The sequence below is a fragment of the Clostridioides sp. ES-S-0010-02 genome (assembly GCA_020641055.1).
GTDB lineage: Bacteria > Bacillota > Clostridia > Peptostreptococcales > Peptostreptococcaceae > Clostridioides.
Genome location: CP067345.1, coordinates 4,181,169 through 4,204,332 on the forward strand (window position 1 = coordinate 4,181,169; position 23,164 = coordinate 4,204,332).

Consider the following 23,164-nt stretch of genomic DNA (forward strand, 5'->3'; position numbering starts at 1 on the left):
AATACTTTAAAATAGTATCACTGAAAACAGCTAAATTATTTCTAGTTTTCAGTGAAGCTATTTTTTATTTTTTATATAAATTATTATATTATATTTTAATTAAATAATAATAATATTAATAACTATTTATCTTCTAAAAATTCCTTTACTTCAAAGGCTAATCTATGTAATTTATCATAATTCAAAACTTCATATGTGCTATCTATTTTTTTAATTATACCCTTTTCAATTAAATTCAATAGGGAGTGGTATCTACTTTTTCTACTGATTGAATAAATTTCACTAAAATTACGAATATGCTTTGCTTTACATATACTATGCTCTTGTTTTTTTAAGATACAATAAGCAATAACTTCCGTACAAGAAAATAATTCTCTTACCATTCTAGTTTTGTACAACTCATATATTCTTCTTGTACATTTACTGTGAAATAATTCAATAAAATCTCTTTTAAGATATAACTCATCAAATACATCTTTTTTAAATCTAAATAATCTTATATTAGTTTTTGCAAATATATCACATTTCAAGTTATGTTCATATATATAACTAATTTTACCTATAAATTCATTTTCTGGTACAATATCAACAAGAAATTTATTTCCTCCTCTAGTGGAACATTCTACTAATGCAACTCCCTCTATTATAAAAAAGACTTCTTGCAAATCTTCATCTGATGCTACAAATCTTTGCCCTTTTTTATATTCAACAATGGATACTTGATTTAAATTATTTTTAATAATTGGGTATATGCTCGTCTCTTCTGCTTTCATTAAATTCTCCTTTTATGATATATTGTATAAAATATTCTATTCATATATTTTAATTTAGATTAATTTTTAACAAAAGATAATATAACAATTAAATTAATCTTGACAAATCTATTCTACTCAAGCAGAATAAACTTATACATATATATTTTCATATATTATTTATTTTAATATAATTCTATATTTATGAAATTGTATTATCAATAGAATTTGTTAAAATAAATTTTTTAGATGTATATTATAATTTAATCGAATAGAAATGAAAAATATACATACATTTTGAATTTTAAGCAACAATTAGGGGGATTTGGTGACAAGATTTAATTATAAGGAAGAAGGTTTCTATGTATGATTCTCAAAAAATCATATCTAGGCACCTTCTTTTTTGTATAAAACGCTATTAAATTTAAAATGTTATATATAAAGTTATTGATGTTATATAAAAAAGATATTAAAATTAAATTATTTTATAGTATTAATAATGTTTAATAGTTTAAGTATTAATATTATATAAGTTTTGTACAATTTTAGATACAATAAGATATATTGATTATGGAAATAACCTTCCTGTAAATATTATTAAAAACTATTTATTATATAAATAAGGAGAAATCAATGAAAAAATCAGTAGCTTTGGTAAATGATAGCAGAAAAGATTTAATAGATTTTTTGGAAAATAACTTAAAGTTAGTTTTTGGAGATTACATAAAAATTAACAGATACTTTATAGATGAAATAAATAATGATGATATTATAAATGATGATGTAATATTGGTAATGTCTGTAGAAAGATTAGACAAAATTATAAATAATATATTAGACAAGAAAAAAGTTATTGTAATAAGAAGAACTTTTAAGGAAGATAAAGTATATGATTTATTATCCTTACCACAAGGTACAAATGCTTTAATTGTAAATGATTCTGATGAAACTACTTTAGAGACTATAAGCTTATTTTATAAGATTGGAGTAACTAATATTAGACCAGTTCCATATATGAACGAAAATAATTATAAAGATATAAAGATAGCTATAACTCCAGGAGTTCCAGAAAAAGTCCCTAGTTCTATCTCAGATATTTTTGATTTAGGTCATAGATATATAGATATTTCTACCTTTATAGAAATAATAAACTTATTACAAATCGACTCAAAAGAAATACAATCTAATCTGGTTAAATACTCAGAAGAAATAATAAGTTTAGACACAGGTATAAAAGATAAATATAAAGAACTGTTTTTAAAGATAGAAGAATTAGATACAATATTGAACTTATCAAAAGATGGAATATTATTTACTTCAAAAGATGGTGTAATAAATACATATAATAGTAAAGTAAAAGACATCTTAAACATAAAAGAGGATATCTATGGTAAATATATTCAAGAAGTGTTTATAGATAGTTTAAAGGTTTTATTAAATGAAAAAGAGATATTGGACAAGGTTATTATATTTGATAAAAAGTATATAAATGTAAATAAAAAAAACATATACAATAAAGATGAAAAAATGGGTACATATTACAGTTTACAAGAAATAACATACATAAAAAAGCTGGAACAAAATTTAACTAAAAAATTAAGAGAAAAAGGGCAAATAGCGAAATATACATTCAAAGATATAAAAACAAATAGCCCAAAGATGCTTGAATGCATAGATTTAGCTAAAAAAGTTTCTAAATCTGATTTAAGTATACTTATTAGAGGTGAAAGTGGAACTGGTAAAGAACTCATAGCCCAATCTATACACAATAATTCAACTAGAAAAAATCAGCCATTTATAGCAGTAAATTGCGCAGCTGTTCCTGAAAACTTACTAGAAAGTCAGTTATTTGGATATGATAAAGGTACTTTTACTGGGGGTCTAAAAGAAGGAAAACAGGGATTATTTGAATTAGCAAATAATGGAACTATATTCTTAGATGAAATTGGCGACATGCCCTTAGAACTACAAACAAAGCTACTTAGAGTTCTCCAAGAAAAACAAATAATGCCTGTTGGTTCTCATAATATAATTAACATAGATGTTAGAATCATATCGGCTACTAATAAAAACCTAGAACAAATGATTGATAATAGTAGATTTAGAGAGGATTTATATTATAGATTAAATACAATTCCAATAAATATACCTCCTTTAAGGGAGAGAAAAGAAGATATCTTAATTATTATGGAAGATTTAATTAATAAAAAGTTATTTATTACACCAGAGGCAAAAGAACTTATACAAAACTATAAATGGAAAGGTAATATAAGAGAACTCCAAAATGTAACATCTTACTTAAATATTATGTGTGATGATATTGTACTTGAAAAGGACTTACCTCCAAACTTAAGGACTTTAGATAATAAGAATTCCCCATTAAAACTAAAGTATAATAAAAATGATATTTTAAATATACTAGAATTGTTGATTTTAAATAAAGAATCAGATGTTGGTATTGGTAGAGGACTAATTTTGCAAAGATTACTAGATAAAAATATTCAAATTACTGAAGGTAAAATAAAAAAAATATTTGAATATCTAAAAAAAGAAGAATTTATAATTTGTAATTCGGGAAGATATGGAAGTAAAATAACTCAAAAAGGAGAAATCTTTTATAGTAAATTAAAGTATGAAACTCTATAAGTTTATCAACTATTAAATAAAAAATCTATTAGGGAATAGTTTGTCTCCTTAGTAGATTTTTTTGTTTGCTAAATACATCAAAATTATAGTCTATTTTTATCTAATTAATAGGAATTAATAGGAATAGGATAAATAACAATTTTCCTATTTTTTTTATAAATACTCATATATAGTGCAATCTTTATCCAAAACAAAATTTTTTACTGAAAATTGCAATATAATATTTATTTTTCATACTTTTCATACAATGTAATGATTTTTTTTATTCAATATTTTTATAAAAAACAAAATTCTTAAGTAAAAAAACATGGCATAATAATTGCTTAACTATATTAACAAGACAATAAAAAGTAATTGGAGGAATAAAAATGCAACCAGCTTTAAAATTAAAAAATCAAGTTAAAGAATTAGAAAAAGATTTTGTAATAGAAAGTTGTAATTCTATGAAACCTTGGTTAATAGATGTTAGAAGAGAATTACATAGAATACCAGAATTAGCTCTTGAGGAAAATCTTACAAAACAAAAAGTCATTTCTTATTTAAAAGAAATAGGAATTGATTATATGGAATTTACAAAACACAATGGAATTATGGCATACATTTTAAAAGAAAATGCAGATAAAACTATTTGTATAAGAGCAGATATGGATGCGCTTCCTATAGAAGAAGAAAACGATATACCTTATAAATCAATACATAATGGAAAAATGCACGCTTGTGGTCATGATGCGCATACAACAATGTTACTTGGAGCATGCAAAGTACTCTATTCAATGAAAGATAATCTAAATGTAAATGTAAAATTTTTATTTCAACCAGCAGAAGAAGGTTTTGGTGGAGCAAAGTTCTTGGTTGAGGATGGGTGTTTAGAAAACCCTAAAGCTGATTATATATTTGGGCTTCATGTCATGCCACACATTAAAACAGGATTTATTGAAACGAAATACGACACATTAAATGCAAGTGTTGATACTATAGAAATAAGTGTTAAGGGTAAAAGAGCTCATGGTGCGTATCCTGAAAATGGTATTGATGCAATAGTCACAGCTTCACAAATTGTTACATCACTACAAACCATAATAAGTAGAAACCTAGAACCAAATAATGCTGCAGTTTTGACTATAGGCAAAATATATGGTGGTGATGCACATAATGTAATATGTGAAGATGTAAAATTAGAGGGTACATTGAGAACTTTAAATAGTGAGACAAGAGATTTTGTAATTAATAAGATTACTAAAATTGTTGAAGATACAGCATCTGCATTTGGATGTATTGGAACATTACACGTGAGCGATGAAAATTACCCTGCTGTTATAAATGAAAGGGAATTAGTAGATACTGTTATTTCAAGTACTAAGGAATTACTTGGAGAAGAAAAATTTATACTGAGAGCAAACCCTTCATTAGGTGGTGAAGATTTTTCTTTTTATACAGAACATTGCAAAGGAGCATTCTTCCATTTAGGGTGCAAAAACGAGGAAAAAGGACTGACTTCACCTCTTCATACCTCTAAATTTAATGTAGATGAGGATTGTCTTCCAATAGGAGTTATGATGCATGTAATGAATACTTTATATTTTAATTAATATGGTAATTAATAAAAGAATAGGAGATAAATTAATATGGAAAAAGCTAAAAAATTAGGGTTATTTAGTATGATATTATTAGGAATTAATAGTATCATAGGTTCAGGTATATTCTTACTACCAGGTAAAGTTTACAATCTAGCGAGCCAAAATAGTATATTTATATATATTTTTGCTACACTTCTGGTTCTATCAATACTTTTATGTTTTGCAGAGGCTGGAAGTATGTTTGACAAAAATGGAGGTGCATATTTATACTCCAAAAAGGCATTTGGTGATTTTATAGGTTTTGAAGTTGGTACAATGTCTTGGGTTATTAGAATCATATCATGGTCTACACTAGCAGTAGGATTTGCAACAGCTTTAGGTGCATTTTGGCCAGAAGCTGCTACTGAATATAAAGGATATATCGCAGTGGCATTAGTAACATTACTTTCAATAAACAGCTTATTTGGAATTAAAAGTACAAAGATAATGAATAATGTAATAACCATAGCTAAATTAGTACCATTAATAGTTTTTGTAATAGTAGGAATATTCTTTATAAAATTTGGTAATGTTGTTCCTTCAGGCAATGTTGTAAATTCTAGTATAGGACCAGCTATAATATTAGTATTTTACGCGTTTACTGGATTTGAATCATTTGTTGTAGCAAGTGGAGAAATGGATAATCCTAAAAAAAATCTTCCAATAGCATTAATAACTACAATATTTATATGTGCAATAATTTATATCTTAATTCAAGTTGTCTGTATGGGTATACTTGGAGACAAATTATTTGAAAATAGTATTCCAATCGCAGACGCTTCAAGCGTATTTTTAGGCAATTATGGTAAAGTATTTATATCTGTAGCAACATTAATATCTATATTTGGAATAAATATAGGTTCTTCAATAGTAACTCCCAAGTGTGGTTCTGCTCTAGCAGAAGAAGGCTCTCTTCCAGCATTTATAGGAAAAACAAATAAATATGATGCTCCATATGTAGCAATAATAATATCTTTAATCTTCTGCATACCACTTGTATTAACTGGAAGTTTTGAACAGCTTGCAGTAATGAGTGTAATTGCCAGATTTGCTCAATACATACCAACTTGTTTAGCAGTAATAGTTTTAAGAAAAAGAGCAGATATCCAGGCTTCATTTAAAATTCCTTTTGGCCCTGTTATACCAACAGTAGCTATATTAGGTAGTATATGGTTGTTACAACAAGCTTGGGTTGAAGATATGTCAAAACCTATAACTCAAAATAGAGTTTTGATAGGATTAGGAGCAATGTTATTGATAGCACCTTTATATGTACTTATGAAAAAAAACAAAAAAATTGAATGTGAGTGCAAAGATAAGTCAGAAGATTCAAAATTATATGTTCCAAGAGAAAAAATTCAGTAATATTTTATAGATTGCTTGACATTCTTTTTTATTTAAAATCTATAGAAAAAGTTAATAAAGACCTAAACTTTATTATTTACACAAAGTTTAGGCCTTTATTTTTTCTAATAAGTAACATATATCAAATACTATAATCAAACATCAAAATTCAAACAAGTTTCAGGTTCATCTTCTATTTTTGCTATTTTAAACTTACATGCAATTAATGCTAGAGATACCAATGGATTTATGATATTTAATAATGCATATGGACCATACGTTAATGCAGATACACCTAATGTTGCTGTTATATACGCTCCACATGTATTCCATGGTACCAATGGAGAACTTAAAGTTCCACTATCTTCTAAAGCTCTTGATAACATCTTAGGATGTATACCTCTCTTTTTATATTCCTTATTATACATTCTTCCTGGTATAACTATAGACAAGTATTGTTCTCCTGCTATTATGTTAGTAACTGTGCAAGTTACCATTGTACATAATACTGTTCCAAATACACCCTTTGCTAACCTTAGTAAAGAAGAAGCTACTGCTTCAAGCATGCCTGTTTTTTCTAAAATACCTCCAAGAGATAAGGCACATATTGTTAAAGATACAGTAGACATCATATTCATAATCCCACCTTTAGACAATAAAGCATCTACCTCTTCTACTTGTGTTGATGAAACATATCCATTTTGTGCTGCATCTAATATTACATTCATAGATTCTCCTTGGAAAACTACTGCAAACAATACTCCTAATACAGCACCTACTATAAGCCCTGGTATAGCAGGAACTTTGAATATAACCAATCCAATTACTATTGCTGGAGCTAATAATAATACTGGTGATAAAGTATTAAATGTAGAATCTAATGTAGACCTAATTAGCTCTATCTGTTTTATATCTAATGCTTGACCTGAATACTTCATTCCGATTACACCATAAATTACTAGGCAAATTAATAATGATGGTATAGTTGAATATAACATATATTTTATATGTGTAAACAAATCTGTTCCTGCCATTGCTGGTGCTAAGTTAGTCGTTTCAGATAAAGGTGATAGTTTATCTCCAAAGTAAGCTCCAGATATTATAGAACCCACTATTAATCCAGTTGGCATACCTAAACTTTGCCCAATTCCTAAAAGTGCCACGCCTACTGTACCCATTGTACTCCAAGATGACCCTGTTGCAAGAGACACTATTGAGCAGACTAATGTGGATGCTACTAAAAAAATATTTGGTGATAAAATTTTTAGTCCCCAGTAAATCATACATGGAACTACTCCACTTACTATCCAAGTTCCTATAAGCACACCTATTATAATTATGATTAAGATTGCTTGCATTGCCATCTTTATACTATTAAACATACTTAATTCTAGGTCTTTCCATTTAAATCCAAGCCTATATACAGCTACAAGGCCTGCTACTGCTGCAGCTCCTATTAGTGGTACATGAGGTGATGAGCCATACATTAATACCCCTAAACTTAAAAATAATATCAAGCAAGTAATTGGTATCATTGCATCAAACAGATTTGCTTTTCTACATTCTCGCTCTTTCATAAAATAATTTCCTCCTAATTATTTGAACACTATACTATAATTTTCTTTGAAACATATTCGCTTGTACTAGATGACATGATACCTCCATAAGTTAATAAAAAATCTACATTGTCGCCTAATTTATAATCACATTTTGTATTACTTACATCTAATATCATGTGGTCTGAACTTGCCCCTAATATCTCTATATCAGTGTCTATTGGAATTAAAGAGTCAATATTTATGTCCTGCTTACCTATGGCTATAATTGCCCTTTTTAAGATTCCTTTATCTTCATAAACAGGTTTATTTCTAAACGCATCAACTCCTATTTCTCCAATAGGAACTGATGGTTTTTCTTTACATTCAACTATTTGACATATTAATTTGAATACATCTTGATATGTCCCATTTATATTTTTACCGTATGCCGTTTCTCTACCAAGTAAAATAGATTCACCTATTCTCAAATTATTAATACCTTCTGGCATATTATTACTTGTCATTAAATGTATAGAACTTGAATTACCTCCTGATACTATTTCTAGATTTATTCCAAATTTACCTTCTATCTTTTGAGCTATACTTACTAGCCTACCTGTATTTTCTTTAGATGGTATAATAGCTCCATAACAAGTTAAGTTTGTAGCTATACCAATTATTTTAATATTTTTTAGTTTTACTATCTCTTTTATACTATTAAAGAGGTCTTCTTCATAAAAATACCCTTCTCGTAAATCTCCTAAGTCAAACATAAGAACTATATTATGAATAATATTTTTACTTTCACATAATTCATTTAATTTCTTTATAGTTTCTAATTCTGAGTTAAAACTTATATCACAATAATTGATAACTTCTTCTAGTTCACTTATCATGGGTATTCTAATTAGTATTTTAGGTAAATTTATATTTTGTAACTTTTTTAAGTTTTGTATTCTTGAATCTGCTATATGATCTATTCCTTCATTATATACTGCTTCTACTATTTCTTTTCGTGCACAAAATGATTTAGTTACGAAAGATACTTTAATGTTTCTTTCATGACAACTCTGTAAAATTACTTTAGCATTATGTCTTAATTTTTCTATATCTATTTCTAATCTAGGGTACATAGTCTTTCCTCCTTGAAGTTTAAACTTTTTAGTAGGAGCTTAAGAGATGCTTCTTCGTATTTTTTAGATAAAACCCCCATAGATGCCATAATATAGTCATTATCTATCAATATCTTTGTTTTTTCCTTTGGAAATAGTAATTCTTTATTTTTATTGTATTTAGTTATACCATCTAATATTTTAATTCTACTAGGGAGCCTAGTAAGTGCTCCCCCTGTACCCACTATATATCTTACTTCTGTTAAATCTTTTCCTTCTGCAATTTTGGTTTTTCCAGTTGTTCCATAAATATTTCTTATTTTCCCTGAATGCCTTAACATAGCTTTAATAACAGCTTCTTTTGTCAATCTCTCCACAAATAATATTTCTTCTTTTGATTTTGGTATTGGTGGATAATTATCTATTACTTTATCAATATCTATAGATAATTCATTTTGTAAATTTTCTTTGCCTATAACTTCTACTATATTTTTCATATTTACATATACACCTAAATCTCCCTCAACACTTCTCTTAGCTACAGGTTCAGGATTAACTAATATTTTATTAATATAGTCACTTCCATATGTAACAGAATGCACATCAGTAGTTGCTCCACCTACATCTAAAGTTAATAAATCTCCAATATTTTTATATAAAAGTTTAGAAGCTTCCATTACAGCCCCTGGAGTTGGAGTAATATTTTCATTAACCATTTCTTTAATATACTTCATTCCTGGTGCTGTAGTTATGTGGTCTTCAAATACACCTTGAATAATTTTTCTTGTAGGTTCTATATTCAATAAATCTATTTTAGGATATACATTTTCTGTTATATAAAGCTTATAATTCGTATCTTCAAATATTAACCTTACTTCTTCTTGATTTTCAACATTACCAGCATATATAACTGGTATACCTAAACTCATAGAAGCTATCATTTCAGCATTATAAATAGCTGTATCTCTTTCTCCATAGTCAACTCCACCAGCTATTAAGATTATGTTGGGATTTATTTCTTTTATTTTCTTTAAATCAGTTCTTTTAATTCTACCTGATGTTACTTGACGAATAACAGCTCCAGCTCCTAGAGCAGCTTCTTTAGCTGCTTTTACTGTCATATCATACACTAATCCATGAACAGTCATTTTTAATCCACCAGCTGCACTAGAAGTTGCAAACATATCATTATACTTTATATCATCTACAGATAATTTATTAGCTAAATCTTTAATAGCACCCGATAAGCCATTTCTTACATCGCCACCTTCAAACACTGTTGTTGGAGCCTGACCTTGACCCGAAAATACAGGATTATCAGAATCAATATTATGGAAAGCGTTTACTACAGTGGTAGTACTTCCTATTTCAGCTACCAACACATCTATTTTTAAAGAAACTTTTTTATTCTCCATTATTTATTATTCATTTCTCTTCTTTTTTCAACTAAGAAAGTGGCTACATGTATACCTTTGCTGTTTCTTCCAAATCCAGCATCTATTCCTTGTTCAATGGCTATTTCAGGTGTTACCTGTGTTCCTCCACAAGCAATCATTACTTTATCTCTTATACCTTTTTCTACACAATAATCGTGTAATTTCTTCATATTTTTATAATGAATATCATCATGACTTATTATTGTAGATGCAAGTATTGCATCTGCATTTAGCTCTATTGCTGCGTCTACTAATTTTTCTACAGGTACAGAAGTTCCCAAGTAATGACATTCTATACCATATTTTTCAATACCACCATGTTTTATATCTATTATTTCTCTTAAACCAACTGAGTGTTCGTCTTCTCCAACTGTAGCTGAAACTATTTTCATAGGCTTTTCTTCTATATCTGCTCTTATTTCTTCATCAGTTAGTACTTTAGGTTCTTCTGGTATTACTAAGTCATTTAAATCTATATCAAATGGAACTCTTCCCTTCACTTCTATCCTAGTGCCTTCGGATTCATGCATAACTTCTCTACTTATAACTTCAACTTCTTGTAAATTCATTTTTTTGACAAATTCCAATGCTGCAAACTCAGCTGTTCTTTTATCAGTAGGAAGCATCATTGTTATCATCACAATTCCATCTGCACACCATTCCATTTCAGGTTTGATTTTAGTTCCACCTCTGTATTCCTCTGATTCTTTTAGTCTATTTTCTACATTATCAAAATCATCAAGTTCATCGATATATATTATTTTGTTTGGATTTTCAAATGTACATCCATCTATTAATATTGATGGATTATCTATAGCTTTTTCATCATATTGAGCTACATTATTGTATCCAAAGTGAGCAGTTACAGGTGCTAAATAATCTTTATCTCTTTCATAAACAGTACCCTCACCAACTCCACCTTTTATTTTTCTAGATATACCATCACCATTTCTTTCTGGATAATTTCCTGAGTCAACGAAGAATCCTTGTTCTACTGATTCAAAATATCCTCCAACTTCAAAGATTTCTTCCATATATAGTACAGCTCTTTCTTTAATCTCTCTTGCTTTGTATCTTAATTCTCCAACATCTTTAAGTTCTATCATATCCATAAGACCATCCATTCCAACTAAAGCTTGCTTTGCTGTATCACATGCTTCTATGTTGTATATATGCCAAGGTACATTTCTACCTTCGTCAGGTGTTATAGTTGATTGTATGTCAGCTCTAGTTAAGACTGATGTTAATAAATTTAATACATGAGTAACTGTTGCTTCTCTAGTTGATGATTCCATATATTTAGTATTCATTTGAGCTCTCATCTTATAATCACTAAATAATTCTCTAAGTGCAACAGCATAAGGTAAATCTATTCTTAAACATGGTGCTGGAGGGGCTGTTGGTGGCACTGTTGATAAGCATATATTACTTTTATCTATTCCTATTTTTTCTGAAAATATAGAATTTAAAGCGTGTTGAACCATAAGTTCAGGCATTACCTTCCATGCTTCTCTAGCAGTAGCATTAGCATTATGTGCTCCATCTATTTGAGCTATATTTGCAAAAGCCATTATTTGCTTAGCTTCACAAGCATCTACAAAAGATCTTACCATGTTTATATTTCTATATAGAACATTATATTGTGGGTCTTGATGTGCTCCATTGACCCCTTCTTCAGCAAACATTACTGCTACTTCAGGACCCGCAACACCACTTACATATGAATGGTAATTAATAGGTCTACCAACTTCTTCTTCTATAAAGTCAAGAGCTTTTCTTTGAGCTCTTACTTGTTTTCTTGTTATTGGAACACCTCCTATACCTTGAGGGGTTCCTTCTATAAGTCCGTCAAAATGTGATTGCCCAGCAGTTCTAATGACCATTAAGTGGTCAGCACCGTGATGAGCTGCCATCCTCATTCTTCTTATATCATCTTCAAATCTTCCAGAAGCTATTTCAGTAGTAATAATTGGGCTTGGTTGAGGGTCTATATTATTAAAATATTTAGATGATGGTAACCCTACACTCTTCTTTAAAGGTTTTGTACAGTCTTTATATTCAAAAGGTCCCATTTCAAGATTTTCCAAGTGTTCTCTCCAAACCCAACCTCTTCTTTTTGGTTTATATTTATCCAAATCTTTTAATATATAGTCTATATCTAATTTTTTATTTTCCTTTAACATGATTCTACCCCTTCTCTAAATAAACATGTAACTTCATCCCAATATTCACCATTAACTAATAATAAACCAGCTTCTCTAACTGATATATTTTTAGATTTAGCAAGCTTATAAACTACATGCCCTGCTCCCTTACCTATAAGACCTCTTTCCATAACACCTTCTAAAATAGGTTTTACCTCAAGAGAAGAAAATCCCATTCTTAACAAAACAGACCTTTCTATTGATGGTGTTGTATTCTTTTTGCCAAGGTCTATCATTGGTTCTACTATCTGGGCAGCTAAACTCCAAAATCTTTCTTTTAACTCATCATCGCTCAATTTCTGAAGATGTTTTCTTCTAACCTCAAAATCATCCTCTCTTTTTTTCATGAACATTCCCCCATTCATATTAATTTAAGTGAATTTTCCAACTATTCATTTCATGGTAAATTAAAAAATAGTAATTATTATAAATTATCTAACGTATCAATAACAAAATCTCTTGAACTTTTTACTTCTTTCATTAGAAATTCTATATCTTCATTACTTAGACTATTAACATTATCAATACCATTATGAGATACACAATTTTTTATAAATGATTTTCTTATTTTATTTATGTCGATATCAACACATTTTAATAATTCTGGTCTTTCTGGTAATATTAAGTTTACTCCTGCAATTTCTTCTCTTGGATTTCCAAATTTTATATCTATTCCATTTTCTTTTGCAAATGTAAGCTGTGGACATATGTGTTTACCTGCACCTGTATACTCTGTCTCTTGTACTACTACAACTTTATCTTCATCCAATTCTTGTGCTAAGGAAAATGCTGCTGCTAAAGATGTATTTCCAGCAGGTCCTCTTTCTATACCTTCCAACTGTGCCAATAATTCAGTTGTATAGAAAACTTCTCCTTGTTTTACTAACACATATCTGTCCATATATCTAAGTGGTCTAGCTGCAGACCTAGGTACATCTGACCTATCAGGCCATGTACAGAATGGTATACCAAAACCTGTATGTCCTGTTGTAAATGATTTTTTATTAAATTGACTATCACTAGCCATGTGTAATCCTTTTAAATCAACACTTGCTCCAACTACTTTTGTGTTAAGAGAACCAGCTTTTATTAGTCCTCTTGCTGTTCCAGTGAGATTACCTCCACCTGCATTTGTACAAACAACTACATCAGGGTCTTTTTTATATTTTTCTCTAAATTGAATAGCTAGCTCATATCCTAAAGTTTCTACACCTGCAATTCCAAATGGTGAATATAACGATGCGTTAAAATAGCTTGTTTCTTCTAGTAGGACTAAGAATGTATAAAATAATTCTGGTCCAACAGTTAATTGAATAACTTCTGCACCATATGCCTCACATTTTCTTGCTTTCTCTATAATCTCAGGTTGACCTAGACCATTAGAATCATAACATTCTTGAACTATTATACATTTTAAACCCTGCATTGCTGCCTGAGATGCTACAGCTGCTCCATAGTTACCACTAGTAGCTGCTATTACACCTTTATATCCCATTTTTTTAGCATGATATACTGCAGTAGCTGCTCTTCTTGCTTTAAAACTACCAGATGCATTCATTGCTTCATCTTTTACAAATATTCTAGCACCTTTACCTTCTGGAGCACATCTTCTGGCCAACTTAGTTAAATTTTTAAGTTCTATTATAGGAGTATTTCCAACAGCATATTGTGATTGAATTGCTTCAATATCTTGTAATGTATATCCTGTTTCACCCATCATTTTTTCATAGTCAAATCCTATTCCTTCTTGTTCAAAAGATGAGTAATCCAATCCAATTGCGTTTTTCATTATTTCATTGTTTCTTCCCATGACAGCTTGATAGCTCATATCTTTCATTGATGCTGCATTATTCATTATATACACCTCCAAATAATATTTCTTTAGCCTGTATTCCTATTTGGAGTAACTCAGGTATACATTTACCATAATCATGAGTATAATATGGATTTACTTTAAGTAAATTACCTTTTACAAGTCTACCCGTAATTGTTTTAACTTCTACTAAATCACCTATAGAGGCATCCTTTTGTATAAACCCTTTAACCCACATTTCTAAGGATACTTTCTTAGTATCCTCTGGAACTTGTGGAGCTCTTTCTTCTGGAGTCAACACTATATTGTGTATAATAACCCAATCATTAATTTTAGCATCCATTTTTTCATCCCCTTATCAGCTAACTGTTATTTTATTAATTTGCTTTTGACTCTTCTTCTAACTCAATTTCTATCTGATTTCTTATATCTCCCATTATTGCTCTAGGTACTGGTATATCCAACATAGTTTTAAGGCCTGGTCTAGCATTTATTATTAATGGAATAGAGTTTACTATCATTGCATAAGTACCTACCCCTCCAGGTATTTCAGGATTTATTTGTAAATCAATATTTGGTATCCCTTTTATTGATACATAGTCTCCTGTTTTAATACCTTCTGCTTCAGGTATTATCTGTTGTGGATGCTCCATTTCAATTAAAACGTCTCCATTTACATATCCATATCCACATTGTCTACAACCAGCAACATTTCCAGCCAATGCCTCTCCGTACTTAGATTTTCTATCTACTGTAGTCATTATTGGTTCTTTTGTTTGTTCTATCTTATCTAGTTTCCACCCTAATCCATCAGCTATCATATTTATTGATTCTACAAATCCTACATGACCTGCTATAGTATTATTTTCTACACCTTTTATGAACTCTTCTTTTGTTACTCCAACACCTTGTTCTACCATAACAGATTTTCCAAATGGTGATAAATCATTTACCCTCTTCGCTTTTATACTATTAACTTCTTCACAAGTACCTGAAAGCGCTAATACTAGTAAATCTAGTACAAACCCTGGATTGATTCCTGTTCCAAGAATACTTACTCCATTCTCTTTTGCAACTTCATCCATTTTCTTAGCCAAGTCTGCATCATCAGCTTGTGGATATGCCATTTGTTCTGCTGTTGATATAACATTTATTTTTCTATTTAATAAGAACATTATTTTATCAAAAGCCTTTTTAGTAAATGAATCAGTTGCTAATAAAACAACATCTACACTTTTTTCTTTAAAAACTTCTTCATAATTTCCATTGATAATAACTTCTGTTCTTTCTCCTCTTTCAATTCCTAGGACATCATACATACTTTTACCTGAAGTACTTCTACTGCAAACAGATACTATTTCTATACCTTCTTTTTTTAAAATCATATTAGCCATGCCTATCCCCATAGCTCCAAATCCCCATATACCAACTCTTACTTTTCTCATATATACACCCTCCTAAAAATTTATATTCTTAATTATTAGTTAAAGCATGAATCGTGCCAACTTCAAAACAAAAATAAATATTTATTAGAACGTTGAAACTATAATTATCTTGTTATGTATTTTCATAAATAAAAAATAATATTTTTTCTGAGAAACAAAAAAAGAGCAAAAAAATTTGCTCTTTTATAATAATTTTGCGCCTTTATTTTTCTTTTTTATTTTACTTCTTTATAGGACTTTAATGTTATATTTTTTTATTTTATATTGTAAATTTTGCCTATTCATACCTAAAATTGATGCAGCCTTAGTTATATTATATGATGCCTTTTCTAATGATTCATATATATACTTCTCTTCTATCTCACTGAGAACATTATTAAGTGTCTTATTCTCTAAATCATTTAAAGAATAATTATTACGCTCTTTATTCTCTTTAAGATTGTAATAGTCATTTAAATTAATCATGCTTGTTTCTATTTGTATCTCGTTTTCCATCATACTCATAGTACAATAAATTATGTTTTCTAGTTCTCTTATGTTCCCTTGCCAGTCATAATTTTTTAAAACCCTGATAGCTTCATCTGAAATACCTACTACTTTTTTATTTAACTTTTTATTATACTTTGAAATAAATTTTTTGCATAATACAGATATATCCTCTTTTCTATCTCTAAGAGGAGGAATTTTTATATCTATTATGTTAAGCCTATAATATAAATCTTTTCTCATTTTATTCTCATTTAAAATAACTTTTGGACTTTCATTTGTTGTTGCAATAATTCTTACATCAACAGGTATATCCTTAGTCCCTCCAACTCTTCTTACATAACCTTCCTGCAAAACTCTTAGCAATTTAGCCTGTAACATAATAGGCATGGAGTTTATTTCATCCAATAATAATGTCCCTTTGTTAGCTTGCTCAAATAAACCTGGCCTGTCTATTGCCCCTGTAAATCCTCCCTTAGCAGTTCCAAATAGTATTCCTTCGAATAATGATTCTGGTAAAGCTGCACAATTTTGTGCTATAAATGGATAATTTTTTCTATTACTTCCATAGTGAATGGACTGGCTAAATAGCTCTTTGCCTGTCCCAGTTTCACCATATATAAATACTGAGGCATCAGATTTACAAGCTTTCTTAGATTTTGCTATTGCCTCTTTAATCAGATTACTTTCCCCTAAAATATCATCAAATTCATAACCCTTTTTTTGTTTATTGTCAACTTTATTAATTAAATTTTTTTTATAGCTTCTGTTTAATAAATTTTCTATAGTTGTCATATTCTTTGATATTTCAAGTGCCCCTACAAATTCTCCTTTAATATCAATTGGTATCGTAGTATTTATTGCTGTTATTTCTTTTCCATTTTTATCTAGATATTTTTGAATATTGTCTTTAATAATTTCCCTTTTTTCCAAAACTTCTACTAGTGTACTTCTATTTATTTTCATTTTGCTGACTATATCAAAAAATGAATTAGTTAAAACATCATGTCTATTCATTTTTTCCATTTTTTGTACAGAATCATTGTAGATTATAGTTTTCCCTTCTTTATTAACAAAATGTACCCCTTCATCAATATTTTCCAATATTTCATTCATTACTTTAAAAAATATTTCTTGGTTCAACTATATCACCCCAGTACCTAAATATATAACAACCCAAAAATAAGTAAAATATTTCTATATATTTATCTTATCACATATTTATGATATTTTTTATGTCCATTATATTTTTAATTAATACTTGATGAACTACATAGTAAAGCATGAATAGTAATGGTTATATTCTTAGTATTTTCCCTTTTGTTGATATTTCCTTATTAAAAAAAATATTCTAAATATATTATTTATACTCAAATATTATCTAAAAAAGAGTATTTGTATACCTTTATTCTCGTACATATTTTTAACTTAAAATATAAACTTTATATAAAACAAGTTAAAATATACTTAATTAAAATACGTAAAAAAGAGCTATCACAGAACAAATTTAATTTACTCATGCGATAACTCGATTCTACAAACTAATATTTAATTTTCATAATATTTATTTCTAAAAAGCAGTCTCATGCCCAACATAACAGGCTATGCCATTATCTAAAAATATGTCCTGTAATTCTTCAAGATGCTCTTCATCAACATCTCCTTTATCAGAATACTCATATTCTTTACCTAATTGAATCCATTTTGACTCTCCTAGTCTATGAAATGGTAACAGATTAATTTCTACTAAATTATTTTTATGCATAAAAGATATAATATCATTTATATTTTCTATACTATCATTAAATCCTGAAATAACTGGTACTCTAAGTACTAATCTTCCACCCCAGTCAGAGTTCACAAGATTTGATATGTTTTCTAATACTAAATCATTATACACACCTGTTTGTTCCTTATGCTTTTCTCTATCCATATGTTTTATATCAATAAATGCAAAGTCGATATCCTTAAATATATTATTAAAAATTTCATTTGAAACACATGCACTCGTTTCAATAGCAGTGTGCACATTTGTTTCATGACATTTTAATAGCACTTCATGTAAAAATTCATGTTGAAGTAGTGGCTCTCCTCCACTAAATGTTACTCCTCCATTACTTCTCCAGTTATTAGAATCACGCTTAATCACCTTTACAAGTTCCTCTACAGTATATGGCTTTGCACATAATTTAAACGCATTATAATAACACGAGTTGACACATTCAAAACTCTCACAATTCTTACATATGCCCCAATCTATGACTGGCTTATTGTCAAGGTCAAAACTCAATGCACCATTTTTACATTTACCATGACATACAGTACATCCATTTTCATATTGACAAGACAACTCACTAAACATCATATGTGGTCTAACAGTCCAACTTTCAGGATTTGCACACCACTTACAACTAAGTGGACATCCATTTAAAAACACAGTTGTTCTACAACCTGGCCCATCATGAACTGAAAAGCTTTGTATATCAAAAATCATTCCTTCTAATTGTCTTTGACTATTCATTAAACACATGCCCTTCACAAGTAATTGCGTTTAATGTTGAGTATACCCAATCTTCATTCTCTAGCCCAACACATTTACCTATACCTTCATCATTAGCATCAACAAAATTTTTACAATTTTTACATTTTGGCATTACTTTTATTTCTGAACATGCTTCATCATCTAAATTAATCATTTGTTTTGATAATCTACAAATCCCTTTAGTCGCATCTACTGCGCAAAAATTCATACAATCACTATGTTTTCTCATATTTTACACCCCTTCATACTCTGTTCTAGCAATTACTTCATCTTGTATTGGTTTACCTAGTTCACACCAGTATTGAGTAAATCCAGCAACACGTACCATTAGTTGACGATAATTATCAGGATTTTTTTGTGCGTCTTTCAAAGTTTCTGAGTCCACAACATTGTATTGAATATGGAATCCACCTTTTCTCAAGTAACTTCTTGTTAAATCTAACAGTTTTTTTGTTCCTTGTTGTCCTCTAATAGTTGTAGGATGAAGTTTTAAATTCATTTGAGAATTTTGAACTACTGCTTGATCCCAAATAGTCGCAGATTCAAATAATGCATACACACCATTTTTATCTGTTCCTGCATATGCAGAAACTGAACCATCTGAATATGTTGTTCCACTTAATCTACCATCTGGGGTAGCTAAAGTAGCAGCTCCTTGTGGTCCATGTGTAGATACAGAAATTTGACAAGGATACATTTTTTTAGCATATAAAGATTGTGCTTCTTCACACACTTTTGCTAGCCATATTTCATAATTTTTAAGAATCATATCTGCATACAAATCATTGTTTCCATATTTAGGTGCATCAAGACAGGCCTTATAAATAGCATCATATTTGCCAGTCTTATCCACTTTTACTTGGTCTGCCATAGAATAATTACCAACTTCTAATGCATCTTTAAATCCAAAATTATTTAATACAGCATCCTTCATTTCTTCAACTGTAAAAGCTTTGTCATCATATACAAGTTTTTTAAGTGCAGCAAATGAGTTAACCATAGTAACAGTTCCACAAGTTTCTACATTTAATGTTGCATTATAACGATATCCCATATTTCCTATATGTTGACCTTTATCTAAACAGTCTGGTTTTAATAGAGAATTTATTATAGAAGTATCAAACTTTCTCCATATATCTAACTCAATATTATTTGCTCTCTCAAGAACATTTATTGCTTGTTTATAATAGTCTTTAAATACTTCTACAACTTCTTCATAAGTATCTAATGGCTTATTATGAGGTTCAAATACTTGTATATTCATACGATGGTCTTTACCATTCATGAGAACAAGTTCTAATATTTTAGGATTAGCAATAAAGTGAACTCCAGAACCAGCAGATTGTCCTGCTCCACCTGCAATAGAATATGTCTTTCCATTTAAAGTCAGTTGTTTCCAGCATCCTGGAGATGTTTCCAGACATCCACCTAATGCAAATGCTCTAGCTTCTTCAACAGTCATTCCTTCATCAGCAAATTGCTTCATCATAAATGTTGTCCCATTTGAATTGTTTACCCATGCTGGATAACCAGAACCAAGTTTTGTACATTCAACAGCTTTCATTAAAAAATCTTCTGGAAGTTTTTCATCATATAACATAGTTAAGCTAGGCTGAGGAGTTCTACATCTCATACTTGCCTCTAATAATAATTCTTCTAATTCATTAGCTCCTGTAGAACCATCTTCTCTTAAGCCACCTATAGATAAAGTATTGAATGTATTTCCTGATAAGACTCCTCCATTTACACCTGCTGAAGCAAAACAGTCAATACAAGTGATTTTTATTCTATAAAGTTCTAATAATTCAATAACTTCTTCTTTTGTAATTAGTCCTTTTTCCATATCCTGTTCATACCAAGGATATAAAATTTGACCAAAACGACCTATAGACATACCAGATATAGCATCTTCATTTACTGATGCTATATGAATTGTATAAGTCAATTGAAGAGCTTCTCTAAATGTACGAGGTTGTTTATGTGCAATATGTTCTAATATCTCTACTAAATCTGAATATTCTTTTTTTGATTCTAAATCTGTTTCTATACTCTCTAAATATTTTGCATGTTTTGCATAGTTTAAAATCCAAGCTTGTAACCCTTCAATGACTTGAATAACAGCTTCATAAAAATATAGACGATCCATTCCGATAAGCCCATCTCCAGATGCATTTCCTGCAACTGCTTTTTTACATTCTTTTGCCATTTCTATAATTCCATCTAATCCATAATTTAAAGGATAAAAATAGTTTATAACTTCTCTACCTTGAGGAAGTGTATATCCTGAATCAAACATACATATAAGTGTACTCATTAAATTTTCTTTTAAATCATAATCTGGCATCATCTTTTCATAGTGAAATCCTAAATCTTCAACTGATTTTCCAACCCATTCCTTTGCCATTTTTACAAGAACAGGTACTTCTTCTTTTCTCATTCCAAATTTACCAGCTATTGAAACAACATTTCCAAAACTTTCAGTTACATTTCCTCCACCAGAACCAAATTTTGTAAGCTCATCTGCTGTATTACTAGCTAATTTCTTTGCTTCTTCTTTCATTTGTTCTCCCTGAGCAACAAAGAAACTTTCACTTACCCAAGGCATTGGGAAAGAACCTCTATAATGGCGTGTTTTTTGCATTACTATCTTCTCACCAGGTATTATATTTGGTGTCATATGAGAAAAAGCAGCTTTAAGAGCTTTAGCTCTTCTAACTACTGCTATATCCCCATCTGATTTTCTATATTCTCTATTGTACCAATATGGAAATTCCATATCAGCTGTAGACAATGTATTGTAATATACATTCAATAAATCATCTGCTCTTTTACTTGCTTTTTTTTCACTAAGTTCATCTAAATTTTCCTGATTTTGAAAATTTGCTTTAATATTTTTTGCTTCTAAAATACTTCTTATTTTATCTTCTTTACTTTGACTCATTTCTTCCCCTCCTTAAACTTTCTATACTTAGTATAAAACTTTTTAAGAAGGGAAAAAAAGAGTCTATTACCCACTTTCTAAAATAATCTTTCTACAAAAAAATAAAACTTAAAACATTTTAGACCATAAATTTACCTTATATCTAAATATCTAAAAACCTACTGATTTATTAAAATATAAAGATTGTCCATTGTCTTGTTTTAAGCTTTAACATATACTATATTTAATTTTATAAAAATACTTAATCAATATATTTTTAAACTTAGTTTATATTACTGGTTTATCTTAAGATTCGGAACTGCATTCAGACTCATATCATGTGTTTTATTGTTTATAAAATTATAATATCCTGCGCAACCTATCATAGCAGCATTATCTGTACATAAAATTAAAGGAGGATATTTAACTATAATTCCACTCTCTTTTGCAAGTTCTGTTATTTTAGCTCTAAGACCAGAGTTGGAAGCAACTCCACCAGAAAGAGTTATAACATCATAACCTTTATCTTTTGTCGCTTTTAATGCTTTAGTAGCTAAAACTTCAACTACTGCTTCTTGAAAAGATGCAGCAACATCTTCAACTACTATTTCTTCGTTTTTCATCCTTTTTCCATTTAAATAATTTAATACAGAAGATTTTAGACCACTAAAACTAAAGTCATAGCTATCATCTTCTAAATAAGCTCTTGGAAATTCTATAGCATGCTTATTCCCTTTTTTAGCTAAATTATCAATAATAGGTCCTCCTGGATACCCCAAATTCATAGCCCTTGAAATCTTATCAAAGGCTTCTCCAGATGCATCATCTTTAGTCTTTCCTAAAATTTCATATTTACCATAATCTTTAACTTCTACTAAGTGAGTATGACCTCCAGATACTATTAATGTTATAAAAGGAGGTTTTAAATCTTTATGCTCTATATAGTTTGCACTTAGATGTCCTTCAATATGATTTACTCCTACAAGAGGAATATCCAATGTATATGCAAGTGCTTTAGCATAAGATAATCCTACTAATAAAGCCCCTACTAGTCCTGGGCCATATGTAACTGCAATGTGGTCTATATCATTAAATCCTATATTTGCCCCATCTAAAGCTTCTTGAACAACTATATCAATATTTTCAACGTGTTTTCTTGAAGCCACCTCTGGTACTACTCCGCCAAACTTTTTATGTGTTTCTATTTGAGTAGAGATTATGTTTGAAAGTACTTCTCTACCATTTTTTAAAACTGATGCAGCTGTTTCATCACAGCTACTCTCTATAGCTAATGTTATTATATCACCCAT

General features: G+C 29.4%; 17 protein-coding genes. 3 read left to right on the plus strand and 14 right to left on the minus strand.

Going from position 1 to position 23,164, the window contains the following annotated elements:
- Positions 1–122 precede the first annotated feature (122 nt).
- Positions 123–773, minus strand: a complete 651-nt coding sequence (locus JJC01_19570; protein ID UDN58321.1) for a cyclic nucleotide-binding domain-containing protein — start codon at positions 771–773, stop codon at positions 123–125.
- Between the two features lie 612 nt (positions 774–1,385).
- On the opposite strand from JJC01_19570, the gene JJC01_19575 reads away from it, so the two are divergent.
- The 3 genes from JJC01_19575 (at position 1,386) to JJC01_19585 (ending at position 6,379) form a co-directional block, all read left to right on the plus strand.
- Complete coding sequence (locus JJC01_19575) at positions 1,386–3,398, plus strand: sigma 54-interacting transcriptional regulator (GenBank protein ID UDN58322.1); 2,013 nt, start codon at positions 1,386–1,388, stop codon at positions 3,396–3,398.
- 368 nt (positions 3,399–3,766) lie between these two features.
- Complete coding sequence (locus JJC01_19580; protein UDN58323.1) at positions 3,767–4,987, plus strand: amidohydrolase; 1,221 nt, start codon at positions 3,767–3,769, stop codon at positions 4,985–4,987.
- Between the two features lie 36 nt (positions 4,988–5,023).
- The gene (locus JJC01_19585) at positions 5,024–6,379 is read left to right on the plus strand and encodes an amino acid permease (protein ID UDN58324.1); all 1,356 of its coding nucleotides are present in this window, start codon (positions 5,024–5,026) and stop codon (positions 6,377–6,379) included.
- Between the two features lie 134 nt (positions 6,380–6,513).
- On the opposite strand, the gene nhaC is transcribed toward JJC01_19585, so the two are convergent.
- From nhaC to tsaD, 13 genes are all read right to left on the minus strand, one after another.
- Complete coding sequence (gene nhaC, locus JJC01_19590) at positions 6,514–7,935, minus strand: Na+/H+ antiporter NhaC (GenBank protein UDN58325.1); 1,422 nt, start codon at positions 7,933–7,935, stop codon at positions 6,514–6,516.
- 29 nt (positions 7,936–7,964) lie between these two features.
- The gene (locus JJC01_19595; GenBank protein ID UDN58326.1) at positions 7,965–9,029 is read right to left on the minus strand and encodes an alanine/ornithine racemase family PLP-dependent enzyme; all 1,065 of its coding nucleotides are present in this window, start codon (positions 9,027–9,029) and stop codon (positions 7,965–7,967) included.
- Positions 9,014–10,423, minus strand: coding sequence for a glutamate mutase L (locus tag JJC01_19600; protein UDN58327.1), 1,410 nt, complete (start codon positions 10,421–10,423; stop codon positions 9,014–9,016). The genes JJC01_19595 and JJC01_19600 overlap by 16 nt, the downstream gene beginning before the upstream one ends.
- Positions 10,423–12,627 (minus strand): cobalamin-dependent protein, encoded by a 2,205-nt coding sequence (locus tag JJC01_19605; protein ID UDN58328.1) that lies wholly within the window; start codon positions 12,625–12,627, stop codon positions 10,423–10,425. Before JJC01_19605 ends, JJC01_19600 begins: the two co-directional genes overlap by 1 nt.
- Complete coding sequence (locus tag JJC01_19610) at positions 12,621–12,995, minus strand: ornithine aminomutase subunit alpha (protein ID UDN58329.1); 375 nt, start codon at positions 12,993–12,995, stop codon at positions 12,621–12,623. The genes JJC01_19605 and JJC01_19610 overlap by 7 nt, the downstream gene beginning before the upstream one ends.
- Positions 12,996–13,072: 77 nt before the next feature.
- Positions 13,073–14,503, minus strand: coding sequence for a PLP-dependent lyase/thiolase (locus tag JJC01_19615; protein UDN58330.1), 1,431 nt, complete (start codon positions 14,501–14,503; stop codon positions 13,073–13,075).
- Positions 14,496–14,804: a 2-amino-4-ketopentanoate thiolase gene (locus JJC01_19620; GenBank protein UDN58331.1), complete on the minus strand. Its 309-nt coding sequence runs from the start codon at positions 14,802–14,804 to the stop codon at positions 14,496–14,498. Before JJC01_19620 ends, JJC01_19615 begins: the two co-directional genes overlap by 8 nt.
- A gap of 34 nt (positions 14,805–14,838) precedes the next feature.
- Positions 14,839–15,906 carry an NADP-binding protein gene (locus JJC01_19625; protein UDN58332.1) on the minus strand — a complete coding sequence of 356 codons (1,068 nt, stop codon included), beginning with the start codon at positions 15,904–15,906 and terminating at the stop codon, positions 14,839–14,841.
- A gap of 228 nt (positions 15,907–16,134) precedes the next feature.
- Entirely contained in the window at positions 16,135–17,508 is a 1,374-nt protein-coding gene (locus JJC01_19630; GenBank protein UDN60223.1) for a sigma 54-interacting transcriptional regulator, read from the minus strand.
- Between the two features lie 454 nt (positions 17,509–17,962).
- Positions 17,963–18,913 carry a 4-hydroxyphenylacetate decarboxylase activase gene (gene hpdA / locus JJC01_19635; protein ID UDN58333.1) on the minus strand — a complete coding sequence of 317 codons (951 nt, stop codon included), beginning with the start codon at positions 18,911–18,913 and terminating at the stop codon, positions 17,963–17,965.
- Positions 18,906–19,163: a 4-hydroxyphenylacetate decarboxylase small subunit gene (gene hpdC / locus JJC01_19640; protein UDN58334.1), complete on the minus strand. Its 258-nt coding sequence runs from the start codon at positions 19,161–19,163 to the stop codon at positions 18,906–18,908. The genes hpdA and hpdC overlap by 8 nt, the downstream gene beginning before the upstream one ends.
- A 3-nt stretch (positions 19,164–19,166) precedes the next feature.
- Positions 19,167–21,875 (minus strand): 4-hydroxyphenylacetate decarboxylase large subunit, encoded by a 2,709-nt coding sequence (hpdB, locus tag JJC01_19645; protein ID UDN58335.1) that lies wholly within the window; start codon positions 21,873–21,875, stop codon positions 19,167–19,169.
- Positions 21,876–22,147: 272 nt separating this feature from the next.
- Positions 22,148–23,164 (minus strand): tRNA (adenosine(37)-N6)-threonylcarbamoyltransferase complex transferase subunit TsaD, encoded by a 1,017-nt coding sequence (gene tsaD, locus JJC01_19650; GenBank protein UDN58336.1) that lies wholly within the window; start codon positions 23,162–23,164, stop codon positions 22,148–22,150.